The organism is Kribbella sp. NPDC051770, assembly GCF_040681455.1.
Taxonomy (GTDB): Bacteria; Actinomycetota; Actinomycetes; order Propionibacteriales; family Kribbellaceae; genus Kribbella.
The window spans coordinates 503,805-518,308 of the sequence record NZ_JBFAYT010000004.1; the positions used below are offsets into that span (position 1 = coordinate 503,805).

Annotated in this window: 13 protein-coding genes; 8 read left to right on the forward strand and 5 right to left on the reverse strand. The window is 69.5% G+C overall.

Features of this window, described 5'->3' with window-relative positions; all coding sequences use genetic code 11:
* The first annotated feature begins 208 nt into the window (after positions 1-208).
* A complete protein-coding gene (locus AB0M01_RS17260; protein ID WP_363670369.1) occupies positions 209-1,438 on the forward strand; it encodes a hypothetical protein in 1,230 nt (409 codons plus the stop codon).
* On the opposite strand, the gene AB0M01_RS17265 is transcribed toward AB0M01_RS17260, so the two are convergent.
* The 4 genes from AB0M01_RS17265 to AB0M01_RS17280 form a co-directional block, all read right to left on the reverse strand.
* Positions 1,408-1,806, reverse strand: coding sequence for a hypothetical protein (locus AB0M01_RS17265; protein WP_363670371.1), 399 nt, complete (start codon positions 1,804-1,806; stop codon positions 1,408-1,410). The two genes, AB0M01_RS17260 and AB0M01_RS17265, sit on opposite strands and share 31 nt — an antisense overlap.
* 25 nt (positions 1,807-1,831) lie before the next feature.
* On the reverse strand, positions 1,832-3,022 hold the full coding sequence (locus tag AB0M01_RS17270) for a mannosyltransferase family protein (protein ID WP_363670373.1): 1,191 nt from the start codon (positions 3,020-3,022) through the stop codon (positions 1,832-1,834).
* Between the two features lie 100 nt (positions 3,023-3,122).
* Positions 3,123-5,372: a transglycosylase domain-containing protein gene (locus AB0M01_RS17275; RefSeq protein ID WP_363670375.1), complete on the reverse strand. Its 2,250-nt coding sequence runs from the start codon at positions 5,370-5,372 to the stop codon at positions 3,123-3,125.
* Positions 5,373-5,460: 88 nt separating this feature from the next.
* Positions 5,461-6,948 carry a TIGR00366 family protein gene (locus tag AB0M01_RS17280; protein WP_363670377.1) on the reverse strand — a complete coding sequence of 496 codons (1,488 nt, stop codon included), beginning with the start codon at positions 6,946-6,948 and terminating at the stop codon, positions 5,461-5,463.
* Positions 6,949-7,164: 216 nt separating this feature from the next.
* Here AB0M01_RS17280 and AB0M01_RS17285 point away from each other — a divergent pair, with 216 nt between their 5' ends.
* The 6 genes from AB0M01_RS17285 (at position 7,165) to AB0M01_RS17310 (ending at position 11,428) form a co-directional block, all read left to right on the forward strand.
* Complete coding sequence (locus tag AB0M01_RS17285; RefSeq protein WP_363670379.1) at positions 7,165-7,740, forward strand: PadR family transcriptional regulator; 576 nt, start codon at positions 7,165-7,167, stop codon at positions 7,738-7,740.
* A 10-nt stretch (positions 7,741-7,750) separates the two neighbouring features.
* Positions 7,751-8,830, forward strand: coding sequence for an inositol-3-phosphate synthase (locus AB0M01_RS17290; protein WP_363670381.1), 1,080 nt, complete (start codon positions 7,751-7,753; stop codon positions 8,828-8,830).
* 63 nt (positions 8,831-8,893) lie between these two features.
* Positions 8,894-9,724: a DUF72 domain-containing protein gene (locus tag AB0M01_RS17295; RefSeq protein ID WP_363670383.1), complete on the forward strand. Its 831-nt coding sequence runs from the start codon at positions 8,894-8,896 to the stop codon at positions 9,722-9,724.
* 82 nt (positions 9,725-9,806) lie between these two features.
* Entirely contained in the window at positions 9,807-10,244 is a 438-nt protein-coding gene (locus AB0M01_RS17300) for a hypothetical protein (protein ID WP_363670385.1), read from the forward strand.
* Between the two features lie 90 nt (positions 10,245-10,334).
* A complete protein-coding gene (locus AB0M01_RS17305) occupies positions 10,335-10,505 on the forward strand; it encodes a hypothetical protein (protein ID WP_363670387.1) in 171 nt (56 codons plus the stop codon).
* Positions 10,502-11,428, forward strand: coding sequence for a hypothetical protein (locus tag AB0M01_RS17310; protein WP_363670389.1), 927 nt, complete (start codon positions 10,502-10,504; stop codon positions 11,426-11,428). The genes AB0M01_RS17305 and AB0M01_RS17310 overlap by 4 nt, the downstream gene beginning before the upstream one ends.
* 269 nt (positions 11,429-11,697) lie before the next feature.
* Here AB0M01_RS17310 and AB0M01_RS17315 read toward each other — a convergent pair whose 3' ends face one another.
* Positions 11,698-13,152 (reverse strand): zinc-dependent metalloprotease family protein, encoded by a 1,455-nt coding sequence (locus AB0M01_RS17315; protein ID WP_363670391.1) that lies wholly within the window; start codon positions 13,150-13,152, stop codon positions 11,698-11,700.
* Between the two features lie 265 nt (positions 13,153-13,417).
* Here AB0M01_RS17315 and AB0M01_RS17320 point away from each other — a divergent pair, with 265 nt between their 5' ends.
* A complete protein-coding gene (locus AB0M01_RS17320; RefSeq protein ID WP_363670393.1) occupies positions 13,418-14,494 on the forward strand; it encodes a glycoside hydrolase family 75 protein in 1,077 nt (358 codons plus the stop codon).
* Positions 14,495-14,504 lie beyond the last annotated feature (10 nt).

The following is a 14,504-nucleotide window of genomic DNA, read 5'->3' on the forward strand; positions in this document are numbered from 1 at the left end:
GCGGGCCACCTGGCCCGCCCTTTCCGATTTCCCGGCGGAACCTGCCCCTGAGAGGTTCCGCCGGACGTTGCGTGAGAAGAAGGGAGGGGTGGCGACCCCGCCCGGCCTGCCACCCCTTCCACCCGTACTGACGAACGAGCCGCCGGATAGGTTGCCTGAGAGTTCTGGAGTCCACATCCCGAGATGACGACGGGCGGAGGGAGGGGTGATGGCTGAGCCGGTGAGCGCTTTCGACCCGGCGCCCCGGGCGCTGGCCGCAGTGCGGCTCAGGGCGGAGCAACTGATGCGGGAGCGGGACGACCGGGGGTTGCTGGAGCTGGTGCCTGAGCTGCGGGCTGACTCCGAGTGGTGGGCTCATCTGTGGGCTCCTGGGGCTGCGCTGGCTGCTGCTCGGGTGGGAGCGGCGGGTGCGCGGGAGCTGCTGGAGGAGGCGGTGGCTGGCGGGTTCCGGCAGCCGGAGCTGTTCGACGGGGAGTTGGAGAGGGTGTTCGGGTGGGCTGAGTTGAGCCTGCCTGCGCCGGAGCTGGAGCTGGTCGACTGGCCGGAGGCGGCGGCTGTACTGCCGCTGGAGCTGTACTCGATCGCTCCTGAGCGCCTGCCGGGGCTGCTGGAGCGGCTGCCTTCGCCTGGTGATTCAGCGTGGGGTACGGCGCTGGGCCTGCTCGAGTGGGTGCACGGGCTGTGGCGGCACGCGAACGACCACGTCGACGCGGAGGACGCGCTGACCGTGCTGGAGCGGGTGGAGGCCGGTGAGCGGTTCGCCTGTGTTGAGTACTCGATCGTGCTGAGCCAGGCGCTCAACGCCGTACGGATCCCGTCGCGGCGCGTCGACCTGCGGCAGGACGCGCACCACACGGGCGTCGGCCGCGGCCATGTCGTCAGCGAGGCCTGGATCGACGACCTCGACCGCTGGGTCGTGCTGGACGGCCAGAACGGCTCGTACTGGACAGATGCTGCTGGAACGCCACTGGGCGTGCGGGAGCTCCAGGCGCTCTTCGAACCACCTCATTTGATCGGTGCCGGGTCGGTCGAGCCGCCCAGCGCAGGTCAGGCTGCCGCCTGGTTCAGCTACTTCGCCTCGGCGAGCACCACCGGTATCACCTGGGCCGGCCCGACCTTCGCGCCGGTCTTCCAGGGCTCGCGCGTGATCAAGACCCCGCGCCTGGTCCGCGACAGCGGCCCGGCGTACCCGCGTCTGTCCGCCCTCTCCACGGGCCTCACCGGCACACCCCAGCGCCCGGTCGTCCGCTTCCAGCACCACCACCCGTACGGCGTGGGCGTCCGCCTCCACCTCGACTCCGGCCCGATCGACACCGACGAGTGGCCCCTCGACCTCACCCCCGGCGACCACGAACTGACCGTCACCATCCGCACGCCGTACGGCGAGACCGCCCACCAGCGCTTCGCCTACTTGGTCAGATCCGGCTCGACCGCCTGACCCCGCCGACTCGTCATCGCCAAGGTGACCAGCGCCAGCACCACCGCGGCAACCGCCAGCCCGGCGGCCCACGCGTCGCGCGTGAGGTTGATCCAGGCCAGGTTGAGCAGTGCCGCGGCGCCGACCGAGCCGAGCATCGACGGCCAGGCGAGTCGCGCACGCCACGCGGAGACCAGCACGGCGACCGGCAGCACACCAACGCCGGTCATCAGCCCGAAGAAGAGTCCCCTGAGCTCGGCCAGGCAGTCGTCCGCATCCGGGAGGCACCCCGTCGGCTGTCGTCCGACCACGATGCCGACGACGAGCCCGACCACCACCGCAGCCGCCGCGGACCCGGCCCAGACCCGCAGAATCCTCCGTGTGCCCATCCGGTCACGCTAAGCCATCACACGGTCAGCCGGACCAGCGTCCGGTGAAGAACGCCGCGGCCCAGATCGCCGCCAGGGGTATCGCCAACCCCAGGTAGAACCGGCCCAGCCAGGGTCTGCGGTGCAGCAGCACCGCGAGCCCGATCCACAGCGGCCACCACAGCAGCGTCGCCCGGGTCAGCGAGTACACCCAATACGACGTGACGAACGCCGCCACCGTCGCCCCGACCCACGCCGCCTCACCCCACGACCGGCGCCACAGCAACCAGGCGAGCAGCACCAGCCCGACGAACAGCGCCACCAGCTCGGCCCGGAACATCCACGTCCAGTCGGTCCGGTCCGCCGGGAAGTGGCCTTTCGTCGCCGCCTCGAAGGTGTGGATGATCGAGGTCCACGGCCAGGTGAACTCGCGCGCCCAGCCCTTCTCCTGCGCGTCCTGCCAGGCGAACCAGGATCCGTGGATCTGCTTCAGGTACGCCATGAAGCCGAGCACCGGCACGGCCGGCAGCGCGAGCCAGGGCAGCGACCGCCAGTCCCGCTTCTTCGAGGTGATGAACTCGACGCACAACGCGAAGATCAGGAACAGCCCGGAGACCCGCACGGTCGAGGCGAGCGCGACCAGGATCGCCGCCCGGGCCCACCGCCCCTGCCGGGCCGCCAGCCAGGCCGGGAACGCGAACGCGCAGAACAGCGCCTCCGTGTACGGCGCGGCCAGGAACACGCCGACCGGCGCCGTGAACCAGACCAGCGCCGCCGTCGGCCCGAAGTCCCGCAGCTCGGGGAACTCGTACCGCGCGAGCTTGGCCAGCCAGACCCCGGCGACCGCGCTGGCGATCGCCGAGACCAGGACGCCGCCACCGACGTACCCGATCCCGAGCCAGCTGGCCGCCCGCATCAGCACCGGCAGGCCCGGGAAGAACGCGGCCAGCGGCGCGCCGGACGGCTCGCCGTTCGCGTACCCGAACTCCGCGATCGCCTTGAAGTGCCACACGTCCCACTGCCACCAGGCGTGCCAGACGTTCGGGTAGCTGTCGCCGCGGTTGAACAGCAGCGGCGCGGACAGCGCCAGCAGGAAGATCCCGGCCCGCGTGATCAGCCACCAGCCCAGCGCCTCCCGCCCGAGCTGATCCGGCAACCACTGCCGCAGCCCGGCGAACCCGGTCTCCCGAGCCCTCCGCGCCCCCTTGGGCTGCTCCCCCGCTGTCCGCTCGAACACACCCCCATCGTGCCCCATCGGAGCTGAACCGGCTCAGCTCGGTCCACAGGCCTGTGGACAAAGACAGGGACGGCACCTCCGAAGAGATGCCGTCCCTGGTTCAGCCCTTGTCGCCGCCGCCCGGTCCCTGGCCGCCGCCTTCCCCGCCGCCCGGTGGATCGTTCGGGTCGGTCGGGAAGGTGATCGGCGGCCGGGTCGGTCGCGTCGGCTTGGTCGGCGTCGGGTCGTCCGGCGTCTCGGTCGGCGGGCTGACCGGCGTCTCCGTCGGCGGCTTCGGCGTCTGCGGCGGCTTGGACGGCGTGAACGTCGGCGTACTGGTCGGCGTGTCGGTCGGCGTCGGCGTGAAGGTCGGCGTCGGGCTGTCCATCATCTCCGGGTCCGGCTCGTCGAACTCCAGCTCGTCGGAGCTGCCGAGGGCGGGCTCCATGTAGGCGAGCCAGGTCCGCAGCGGCCAGTTGCCACCGAAGAACGCCTTGTCGTCGCTGAACGGGTCGAGGTCGCCTTCACCGGTCTTCCCGGCGCGGTAGAGCACCGAGGTCGACAGGTTCGGCGTGTAGCCCGTCCACCAGGAGGTCAGCGTGTCGTCGCCGTCCTTGCAGCCGTCGCACTTGGCGTTCTCGGCCCGGTGCTCGACCGCGACACCACCCGCCGTACCGGTCTTGCCGGCCACCTGGCGGTCGAGCTTCTGCGCGCGCTCGCCGGAGCCGCCGTCCTCGGTCACGCTCTGCAGGGCGAAGTTGACCTGGTCGGCGATCAGCTTGTCGAACTGCCGGACCGACTTGTACTTGTTCTTCTGGTCGAAGTTCTTCGCGTTGCCGGGCGAGGTGACCGACTTGATCGTGTGCACCGGCGTGTACATCCCACCGGCCGCGAAGGTCGCGTACGCGTTGGCCATCTCGACCGGCGAGGCGTACGGGTCCGGGCCGAGCACCGTCGACGGGTTGTTCCGGCCGCGCTCGAGGGCGGCGGTCTTCGGGATGCCGGCCTTCTCGGCGGCGTCGACCACCTTGTTCGGGCCGTCCTCCATCTGCTTGTCGACCAGGTCGTAGAACGCGGTGTTGATCGACAGCTTGGTCGCCTTGAGCAGGTCGACCTCGCCGTAGTCGCGGTCGAACTCGTTGTTCAGTTCCTTGCCCTGGATCTCGATCGGGCTGTCACCCTGGAACCGGTCGTACAGACTGCGGTCGTCCTCCAGCGCTGCGGCGACGGCGAACGGCTTGAACGAGGAGCCCGGGCGGGCACGCAGGCGGGCCCAGTTCAGCTCGCTCTTCAGGAAGTCGGGACCGCCGTACATGGCGACCAGCTCGCCGGTTCCCGGTCGCACCGACGCGAGCCCGACGTGCAGACCCGCGTTCTTCTTCGGGAGCTCGGTGAGTCCCGCGCGGACCGCCTCGGTCTGCTTGCCAGGCTCGAAGGTCGTGACGACCCGGAGGCCGCCACCGCTGATCTCCTCGGGCGAGTAGCCGAGGGAGTCCAGCTCTTCCTTGGCCATCGCGAGCAGGTAGCCCTTGGTGCCGGCGAATCGAGGGCTTTTCTTCTTCTTGTTGAGCGCCGGCAGCTTCTTGCTCATCTTGTCGTAGTCCGCTTGGTTGATCGTGCCACCGATCCGCATCCCGTCGAGCACGTACCGGTACCGCTCGAGGATCCGCTTCTGCGCCGCCGGCTTGTCCGGGTCGAAGTAGCTCGGGTTGTTCAGCACTGTGGCCAGGAAAGCGGCTCGCGCCGCGCCGAGGTTCTTCGGGTCGGGGATGCTGAAGTACGCGTCCCCCGCAGCACTGATCCCGTAGGCACCCTCACCGAAGTAGATGGTGTTGAGGTACCCCTCGAGGATCTCCTTCTTGTCCGTCTGCCGACTCAGCTTCGTGGCGATGAACAGCTCGGAGAACTTCCGCGAGAAGGTCCGCTCCTGCGTCAGGTACATGATCTTCACGTACTGCTGGGTGATCGTCGAACCACCCTGCAACTGCTTGCCGCGCGCGATGTTGAAGGCGGCGCGCGCCATCCCGGACGGCGAGACACCCGGGTTGGTCCAGAAGGTCCGGTCCTCGGCCGCGATCACGGCGTCCTGGACGGTCTTCGGCACCTGGTTCAGCGGCACCGACTTGCGGTTCTGGTCGAAGAAGCTGCCGAGGACGGTCTTGTTGTCGGCGTAGTACACCGTCGTCGTGTTGGTCTGGAACGCCTTGTTCGGGTCCGGGATGTCCGTGGTCTGGTACCCGATGAAAAAGGTGGCCGCGGCCCCGATCACGCCGAGGAAGAACAGAGCCAGCAGCCACCCGAGGACCCGCAGCGCCCAGTGTTTCTTCCGGCGTGCACGGGACGGGGCGGCCTTACGACGAGCTTCACTCACTGTCCGGTCCTCGACGATCTCGCTGAAGTCATTGGGCCCCAGACTAGAGGGGATGTGGTAACGCGCCCTAAACGAGCACAGAGAGTACCTAGCCGGTGACGTGCGGCGCCAGTAGCGTCACAGCGAGCAACGCCGCGGGGAAGCAGGCGAGGAACAGGGTGAAGGTGTAGCCCATGATGTCGCGGGCTTTGAGGCCGAGGATGGCGAGCGTCGGCAGCATCCAGAACGGCTGGAGCAGGTTCGCGCTGGCCTCGCCGAGGTCGTAGACCACGACCATCCAGCCGGCGTCGACCTTCAGCTGGTTGGCCGCCTCCAGCACGTACGGCGCCTCGATCACCCACTTGCTGCCGCCGCTGGGGACGAAGACGCCGAGGATGCAGGAGTAGATCGCGACCAGCGGCGGGAAGAAGAACTGGGTGCTCGCCTGCACGAGCCAGCCGGCGAGCCGCGCGGAGATGCCCGTGTACGCGATCATGCCGAAGATCCCGCCGTACAGCGGGAACTGCAGCAGCACGCCCGCGGCCGCCGGGGCGCCGTCGCGGACCGCGCGAGCCATCCGCCACGGGCGCCAGTGCAGGAGCATCGCGAGCAGGAACAGGATCAGGTTGACCGTGTTCAGGTCGAGCGCGTTGAAGAAGCTCTTGCCGTCGAAGTACCGGACCAGGTAGACCGCGCCGAGCAGCACCACCAGCAGGCTGAACAGCGGCGAGTGCTCCAGCCAGTCGCCCGGCCGGCGCGTCTCGCCCTCGACCCTTTGACCGTTGTACGCCGAACCACGCCCGATCAGCGGCTTCAGCTCGATCCCGAGGTGCTCGGCCGTCTTGGCGTTGTCCGCGCCGGGCGCGGTGAACCACGCCATCGTCACGCCCACGGCGTACACGAAGATCGTCGCCACGATCGCCTGCCAGGTGAAGATCGTGTCGCTCAGCGGGATCACCCCGCTGGCATGCCCGGCGGCCCGGATCACCTCCTGAACAGGAGCCGGGCTGCTGCTCGGGCTGGCGACCTGCAGCGCGGCGGAGCCGGACAGCCCCTGCGCCCAGACCGTGCCGAGCCCGAGGAACGCCATCGCGCCGAGCGCGCGGTAGTCCGCCTTCGGCACGTTGCGGGCCACCTCGCGGGCCAGGATCGCCGCGAAGATCAGGCTGAACGCCCAGTTCAGGTACGACGCCAGCATCGCGACCGCCGCGACGAAGGCGACCGCGCCGCGCGGCGTCTTCGGGATCCGGGCCAGCCGCGTGATCAGCCGGGCCACCGGCCCGCTGGTCGCGACGGCGTACCCGCCGATGATGATCATCGCCATCTGGAGCGTGAAGGTGATCAGGCTCCAGAAGCCCAGCCCCCACGCGTCGACCAGGCCGTACCCGTGCGTCGCCGCCGGGTCGTCGGGACGCTTCAGCAGCGGCTCGCCGGTGACCAGGCCGAACAGCAGCACGACGAACGTGCCGACCAGGACGAACCCGAACGCGTCCGGAAGCCACTTCTCGGTGAACGCGGTGAACCTCAGGGCGATCCGGGCCAGCGGCCCCTCGCCCTCCACCTCGTGCCTGGCGTGCTTGCCCTGACTCTCGGTCATGACCCTCCGCTCCCGACCCACGACGCTGTGTGTCAGCTGAATTAACGCAGATCGCCGCCTGACGTAACAGGTTTCTCGGCGCGGGTCCGGCGTAAAGGTGACAAAGGTCGACTTTGTCATGAGTTGTCGTCCCGTCAACCAGCTGCTTACAGTGGCGGAGCGATGTATCGAACCGATACATCAGGTCATGACAAACTGGACCGAGGGAGGTGGGTCATGGGAAACCGCAGTGGGGTCCTGGAGCTCGCCGTACTCGGTCTGCTGCACGAAGCGCCGATGCACGGCTACGAGCTCCGCAAGCGCGTCAACGCCCAGTTCGGGTGGGGACGGGTGCTCTCGTTCGGATCGCTCTACCCGTGTCTGAAGGCGATGCTCCGCACCGGCCTGATCGCGACCGAAGCCGGTACGCCGGACGGCCGCCGGCCCAAGATCGTCTACTCGATCACCGCCGACGGGAAGGACCACTTCGCGCACGCCATGCACGACGCCGGTCCGTCGGCCTGGGACGACGACACGTTCGGGGTCCGGTTCTCGTTCTTCGGCCGGACCGACCCGGCCACCCGGCTGCGCATCCTCGAGGGCCGCCGGGCCCGGATGGAGGAGCGGCTGGCCAACTTCCGGGCCGCGATGACCCGGACCGCGGAGCGGGTCGACGCGTACACCCTCGAGCTGCAACGGCACGGCCTGGAGTCGGCCGAGCGCGAGGTCCGCTGGCTGAACGAGCTGATCGACGGCGAACGGCGCCAGCAGCGGCCCCCTGACCAGCAACCGCCTGCAACACCCCCTACCTGAGGAGTTCCAGATGACTTCGATCCGCGTAGCGATCGTCGGTGTCGGCAACTGCGCCAGCTCGCTCGTCCAGGGCGTGCACTACTACCGTGACGCCAAGCCCGACGAGCGCGTCCCCGGTCTGATGCACGTCCAGTTCGGCGACTACCACGTCCGCGACGTCGAGTTCGTCGCCGCGTTCGACGTGGACGGCAAGAAGGTCGGCCTCGACCTCGCCGACGCGATCGGCGCCAGCGAGAACAACACGATCAAGATCTGCGACGTGCCGCCGAGCGGCGTCACCGTGCAGCGTGGCCACACCCTCGACGGGCTCGGCAAGTACTACCGCGAGACGATCACCGAGTCCGACGCGGCGCCGGTCGACGTCGTCCAGGCCCTGAAGGACGCGCAGGTCGACGTCCTGGTCTGCTACCTGCCGGTCGGTTCCGAGCAGGCGGCCAAGTTCTACGCGCAGTGCGCGATCGACGCCAAGGTAGCGTTCGTGAACGCGCTGCCGGTGTTCATCGCCGGCACCAAGGAGTGGGCCGACAAGTTCACCGCGGCCGGTGTCCCGATCGTCGGCGACGACATCAAGTCGCAGATCGGCGCCACCATCACCCACCGGGTGCTGGCCAAGCTGTTCGAGGACCGCGGCGTCACCGTCGACCGGACCTACCAGCTGAACGTCGGCGGCAACATGGACTTCAAGAACATGCTGGAGCGCGACCGGCTGGAGTCCAAGAAGATCAGCAAGACCCAGTCCGTCACCTCGCAGCTGGTCGAGGACATCGAGCCGCGCAACGTGCACATCGGCCCGTCCGACTACGTGGCCTGGCTGGACGACCGCAAGTGGGCGTTCATCCGGCTCGAGGGCCGCAACTTCGGCGACGTGCCGCTGTCGCTGGAGTACAAGCTCGAGGTCTGGGACTCGCCGAACTCGGCCGGCATCATCATCGACGCGATCCGCGCGGTGAAGATCGCCAAGGACCGCGGCATCGGCGGTCCGATCCTGTCCGCGTCGTCGTACTTCATGAAGTCGCCGCCGGAGCAGTACGCCGACGACGTCTGCCGCGACCTGGTGGAGAAGTTCATCAAGGGCGAGGTCGAGCGCTGAGTACGCCGTACTGAGTCTCGCTGGGCCCCCACGACTGTCGTGGGGGCCCGCTAGGTTTGGGGCGTGCGACTTCATGTGGGCTGCGCGATGTGGACGCACGCGGCCTGGGACCTCGGGTCCAAGGACCGGCTGCGCACGTACGCGTCCTGGTGCACGGCCGTCGAGGGCAACACGACCTTCTACGCGACGCCTTCGCGCAGCTCCGTGGAGAACTGGGCGGCGCAGACTCCGCCCGACTTCCGCTTCGTGGTGAAGCTGCCCAAGACCATCACGCACGAACGCCGGCTGCGCAGCGCCGACGCCGAGCTGACCGCGTTCCTGTCCGCGCTGGAGCCGCTCGGCCCGCGCGCGCACGCGTTCTGGATCCAGCTCCCGGCCTCGTTCGGCCCGGGCGATCTCGGCGCGCTGGCGACGTTCATGCACAAGCTTCCCCGCGAGCACCGGTACGCCGTGGAGGTGCGGCACCGCGACTTCTTCACCGACGAGCGCGCCGCGGCGTCGCTGGAGCAGGTGCTCGGGCGCAGCGGCGCGGAGTGGGTGCCGTTCGACACGATGACGCTGTTCGGGCAGCCGGCCGGCAGCCTGGTCGAGCGGGAGGCGTGGATGAACAAGCCGCGCGTTCCCCGGCGTACGAGAGTGCTGACCGACCAGCCGATCGTGCGCTACATCGGGCGGGACTCCCCCGAGGAGACGGCGGCCGGCTGGCAGGGTTGGGCGGACCTGAGCGCCGAGTGGTTGCGCGAGGGACGGTCGCCGACGATCTTCGTCCACACCCCCGACAACGTGCTCGCGCTGGAGCTCGCGCGGCGCTTCTACGCCGACGTCCGGGCCCGGGTCCCGGAGCTCGCACCACTGCCGGAACCAGTCCCGACCGCGCCGCCGACGCTGTTCTGACCGGTTTTCTTCGCCAGAGGTTCAACCAGCGCGACATTCGTGTCTCGCCGCGGAGGCCCGTTGTGCCCTAGGTTTGTTCACTGTGAGGTACGACGAGTTCCGCTCTGCGTATGACGCCGTCCAGCAGGCGTGCCTCGACGCGCGGCTGGACGTGGACGGACTGGCCACCGAGGTCGGCCGTCTCGCGGTGCTGGCCGAGCAGGTCGAGCTGCGCTCGGAGCGCGAGGACGCCGCGTCCGACCTGGCGTCGCTGACCGACCTGGTGGAGATCGCCCGGCGGACCGCGACACCGCCCGCGTCACCGGCGTACGAGAAGGCGTTCCAGGAGGCGTCCGCGCTGACCGCCGAGGCGAACGCGGCCGACGGGCCGGTCACCGAGCGGATCAGGCTGGCGCAGCGGGCGATCAAGAAGATCCGCACCCTGGCGGACCGGGTCGAGGACCCGGGCGAGCGGTTCACGCTGCTGAAGATGACCGAGCCGCTGACGCTGCTGGCCGACGGGCTCGAGCACTCGCGCTGACTTCTCCACAGGTTCTGAAGTCGCCCCTGAGCTGAGGGCGTTTCTCCATACCTTCCTTGACGAGACCTCACCTCGTCCGGAAGGACCCCCATGGAGACCGACTTCACCCCCGAACCGTACGGCGACCGCCTGGCCCGCACCGAGTGGCTGGTCACCGAGCTCCGGCGCCGCGCCGACTGCTGCGAAGACCCGGCCGAGCGCCGCAACCTGCACCGCTCGGCCGACGCCCTGGTCCGCGTCGCGACGGCGCTGCGCCCATGACCGACCCGCTCGCGTCGGCCGCGCACCGGCACAACACCGGCCGGACGACGCGTACCGCGACGCCGCACACGCTGCCCGAGCTGCTGGCCCAGCACGCCCAGGCCGCGCTCGACCTGTCCGGCGCCGACCGCACCGCCTGGAACGGCCAGATCGTCGAGGCCGCCGACGGGATCCTCGGCCTGGCGCACTGGGACGGCACGCTGCACCTCGACCGCGAGTGCATCCTGGAGCCGCTGCACGACCTGTACGTGCGGGCCGGTGCGACGCGGCCTTCGACCACACTCGCCCGGTATCGCGATGCGTTGCTCACGCTGCTGCATGAGCAGTCGCACTTCCTCGGTCCGCACGGCGCGACGCAGGAGGCGGCGCGGGCTGCCTTCGTCACTCCGGGCGCCAAGGCGCTGGAGGAGGGTGTGGCCGAGGCTTGGTCGCATGCGCAGCTGGACGCGTACCTGTCGGCGTTGTCGATCCCGCATCATGCGCCTGGGATCGATCGGGTGCGCACTTCGCCGTCGTACCAGGCGTATGTGCCGGCGACTCTTGCGCTGACTGCTTACTTGGACCAACGGCGCCACAGCCCGCCCGGTACCGCGCTGACCTTGCTCAACCGGAACACGACCGAGGGCCAGTGGCCGCTGGTCACCGATCTGCTCTACCGGTCGACCACGCTGCCCCGGCTCGTCCCCTATCAGCAGGAGCCGGAGATCCGGGACGCGCTGGAGACGCAGCTCCGTACTGCTTTCCAGTCGCTCGACATCCTCCAGGTCCATCCTCAGGCGATCGCCGCCGAACGCTCGCTCACCACTGCTCAGGCCGCGCTGACGACCCTCGACCACGACCTGGAACGCCTGGCGACGTCCTTCGCCCGCCCACCGGCCCAGCCCACCTTCGCAGCGCCCGACCTGGAACGCACCCGATGGTGACCGCCCACGGAAGCACCTCCGCCTCGTTCCAACAGAAAGAAACCCAGGGTGCCCCTTCACCAGAAGAAGGGCACCCCGGGTCGGTCTGCTGGGCGGTCGAACGGCTCGGCCAGGGCGCGCCCTGGTCGAGCCTGCCCGACTGGGTGTGCCGGCTGGAGTTGGCCCGACCGGGGTGGGCCGGACCGGCTCGACCGGGTCGGGCCTGCTCGGGCCGGCCCGACCGGGTCAGACGGCTCGGGCCGGGGCCCGACCGGGTGAGGCTGTTGGGGTCAGCCGGCGGTGGCGCGGACCGTGTAGGCGCCTCGGCTGCCGTAGGTGGAGTAGCCGGTGTTGAGCGGGTTGGCGTAGCCGGTGTTGTCCACGCGCAGGTAGTACGTGCCGGCTGCCAACTGCTGGGTGAGGCTGGCGCTCAGACCCGTGGGGGTGCTGGCGTTGGTCTGGCCGGAGGCCGGGTCGGCGGTGGCGACGACGGCGCCGGCCGAGTTGAGGAGCTGGAGCTTGATGTCCAGGTCGGCGCCGCTGGCGGCGGCGTTCGCGGCGAAGGTGTAGCGGCCGGCCGCCAGGTTGCTCAGGCGGAAGACGTCGACGTCGCTGTCGCTGGCGTAGACGCCGGAGACGGTGGCGCCGACCGCGAGGGTGGTCGCGGAGGCGGTGTCGTTGCCGTGGTCGTCGGCGCGCAGCGCCAGACCGTTCTGTCCGGCGACGGCGAAGTCGTCCTCCTTGTTGTTCGCGCCGGTGTACTCGCCCTTGCTCCACTGGCTGATCGCCTTGGAGTAGCCGACGCCCATGATCGTGGCCCAGGCCCCGTGGCCCTGGTAGTAACCGACCGACGCGGTCCCGTCGTGGCTCAGGCCGATGTTGTGGCCGGCCTCGTGCGACGCTGCCTCGGCGATGTTCTTCGCGCCGGTGCCGACGCCCTTGGTGAAGACCAGTGCGGGCTGGTAGTACGCGTGCCGGCTCGCCTCGTCGTACACACCGACGTACGCGACACCGCCGCAGCCACACCCCGACTGGTACCAGGTGCCCGGGTCGATCACGACGCGCGTGCCGTACTGCTGGTCGGAGGTGCCCGACCGCGTGATCGCCGACTCGGCCGGCGCCTGCGTGGTCACGTCGACGTCGAACGGCGCGTAGTCCTCGGCGATCCGGGCCCAGACGTCGCGGACGACGTCCTGCTCCGCGGTGCTCCAGTTGCTGGTGTTGCCGTCGGTGTCGTACGCCGCGACGTTCACCGTGGTCGGCTTGCCGCCGGTGTTCCAGGCGGTGCCGGTGATCGTGTGCCCGTCGAAGTCCAGGTAGACCACGCGGTTCGAGCCCGGCTTGCTGTGCAGCTCGAACGCGGGGCCGGCGGCCACGGCGGAGCGGACCGGCTTCTTGGCCCAGCGCGGCGAGACGGCCGACGCGACCTGCTCGGCCTTGGTCGCCGCGGGCTCGCGGTAGAAGAGCTTGCCGGTCTTGTCCAGCCAGCTGGTCTTGTCGGTGGCCAGGATCTGCTGGAGCTTCTGCTCGGCGATCCCGTTCCGCTCGGCCAGCTCGGCCAGGCGCGGCTGGAGCTTGCCGAGTGCGGCCTTGCCCTGGAGCTGCTCGCCGATCACCTGGTCGAGGGGGACGACCGGGACCTTCTGCTGGGCGTCGGCCTGGTTGCCGGCCACGACGGCCAGCGCTCCGAAGACGACGGCTCCGGCGCCGACGAGCGCGCCGGTACGACGGATCCTGCTCTGCATGGGGGGTCCTCCTCAGGGACTCCTCGGGACCGTCGCGCGCAGGGGGGCGGCGCACGGACGGTTCCTGCCTCACGTGCGGTGGGCGTCTCCGCACGGTGGGTAGCCTGCCGCACCGGTTGCCACGCTGTACACGGTTCTGACCCGGATTTAACCCTTTCCCGCCTTCCATTCGCCGCCGATGGAAGTTCCGGAACCGGCAGGCCCTTGACGACCCGGCGCACCACTTCGATGGTTAGGAAGGTTTCCTATCTATTTGGAGAGGTGAATGATGCGTAGATTCCGCCCCCTCGCGCTCGCCCTCGCACTGCTGGCCGCCGGACTCGGGCTGCCGGCGGCCACGTCGTCGCCGGCCGCGGCCGCGACCACGACGTACCAGGCCGAGAGTGGCACCCGTAGCCAAGGTGTCGTCGAGTCCAACCACGCCGGGTTCACCGGCACCGGCTTCGTCAACTACGACAACGTCACCGGTTCGTCGGTCACCCTGACCGTGAACGTCGGTACCGCGGGCAACGCCACGCTGGCGTTCCGCTCGGCCAACGGCACCGCGGTGAACCGGCCGATGACGATCGCCGTCGACGGCCGCACCGTCGCCACCCCGCAGTTCCCCGGCACCGGCGCCTGGACGAACTGGACCACCACCACCGTCAATACCACGCTCACCGCCGGCACGCACACGATCAAGACCACCGCCACCACCGCGAACGGCGGCCCGAACCTCGACTCGCTGACCGTCACCGACGCCGGCGGCGGTACCGGCGGCGCACCGACCGCCGCCGAGCTGCTCGCCAAGGTGACCAGCTGCAGCCAGATCTCCAACGGCACCTACAAGACCGACCAGGAGCTCGGCCGGACCATCCCGGTCTGCGGCAAGAACGGCGCCGTGTTCTGGAAGGCCGACATGGACATCGACTGCGACGGCGTCCGCACCGACCAGTGCAACGAGAACACCGACTGCTGCTTCTTCCCCGACACCGCCTTCCACACCTCGACCGACCAGCCGCTGAACGCGGCGCAGCTGCCGTACGTCGTGGTCCCGAGCCCGAGCAGCACCTGGGACTACCGCAACTTCGGCATCGCCGGCGGCGGCGTGGTCGCGGTGATCTACAACAACCAGGTCAGCTACGCCGTCGTCGGCGACACCGGCCCGACCGAGATCATCGGCGAAGCCTCGTACGCCGCCGCGCAGCAGCTCGGCATCAACCCCGACCCGAGCAACGGCGGCACCGACTCCGGCGTCACCTACATCGTGTTCAAGAACTCGACCATCAACCCGATCGAGAACCACAACCTGGCCGTCACCCGCGGCCAGGAGCTCGCGCGGACGTTCATCAACAACAACTAGCGAGACACCC

Excerpts from the sequence above, each read along its gene's own strand:
- AB0M01_RS17290 (WP_363670381.1), top strand. The coding sequence starts at position 7,751 with ATGACTTCGATCCGCGTAGCGATCGTCGGTGTCGGCAACTGCGCCAGC.
- AB0M01_RS17260 (WP_363670369.1), top strand. The coding sequence starts at position 209 with ATGGCTGAGCCGGTGAGCGCTTTCGACCCGGCGCCCCGGGCGCTGGCC.
- AB0M01_RS17310 (WP_363670389.1), top strand. The coding sequence starts at position 10,502 with ATGACCGACCCGCTCGCGTCGGCCGCGCACCGGCACAACACCGGCCGG.
- AB0M01_RS17305 (WP_363670387.1), top strand. The coding sequence starts at position 10,335 with ATGGAGACCGACTTCACCCCCGAACCGTACGGCGACCGCCTGGCCCGC.
- AB0M01_RS17320 (WP_363670393.1), top strand. The coding sequence starts at position 13,418 with ATGATGCGTAGATTCCGCCCCCTCGCGCTCGCCCTCGCACTGCTGGCC.
- AB0M01_RS17280 (WP_363670377.1), bottom strand. The coding sequence starts at position 6,948 with ATGACCGAGAGTCAGGGCAAGCACGCCAGGCACGAGGTGGAGGGCGAG.
- AB0M01_RS17265 (WP_363670371.1), bottom strand. The coding sequence starts at position 1,806 with ATGGGCACACGGAGGATTCTGCGGGTCTGGGCCGGGTCCGCGGCGGCT.
- AB0M01_RS17315 (WP_363670391.1), bottom strand. The coding sequence starts at position 13,152 with ATGCAGAGCAGGATCCGTCGTACCGGCGCGCTCGTCGGCGCCGGAGCC.
- AB0M01_RS17285 (WP_363670379.1), top strand. The coding sequence starts at position 7,165 with ATGGGAAACCGCAGTGGGGTCCTGGAGCTCGCCGTACTCGGTCTGCTG.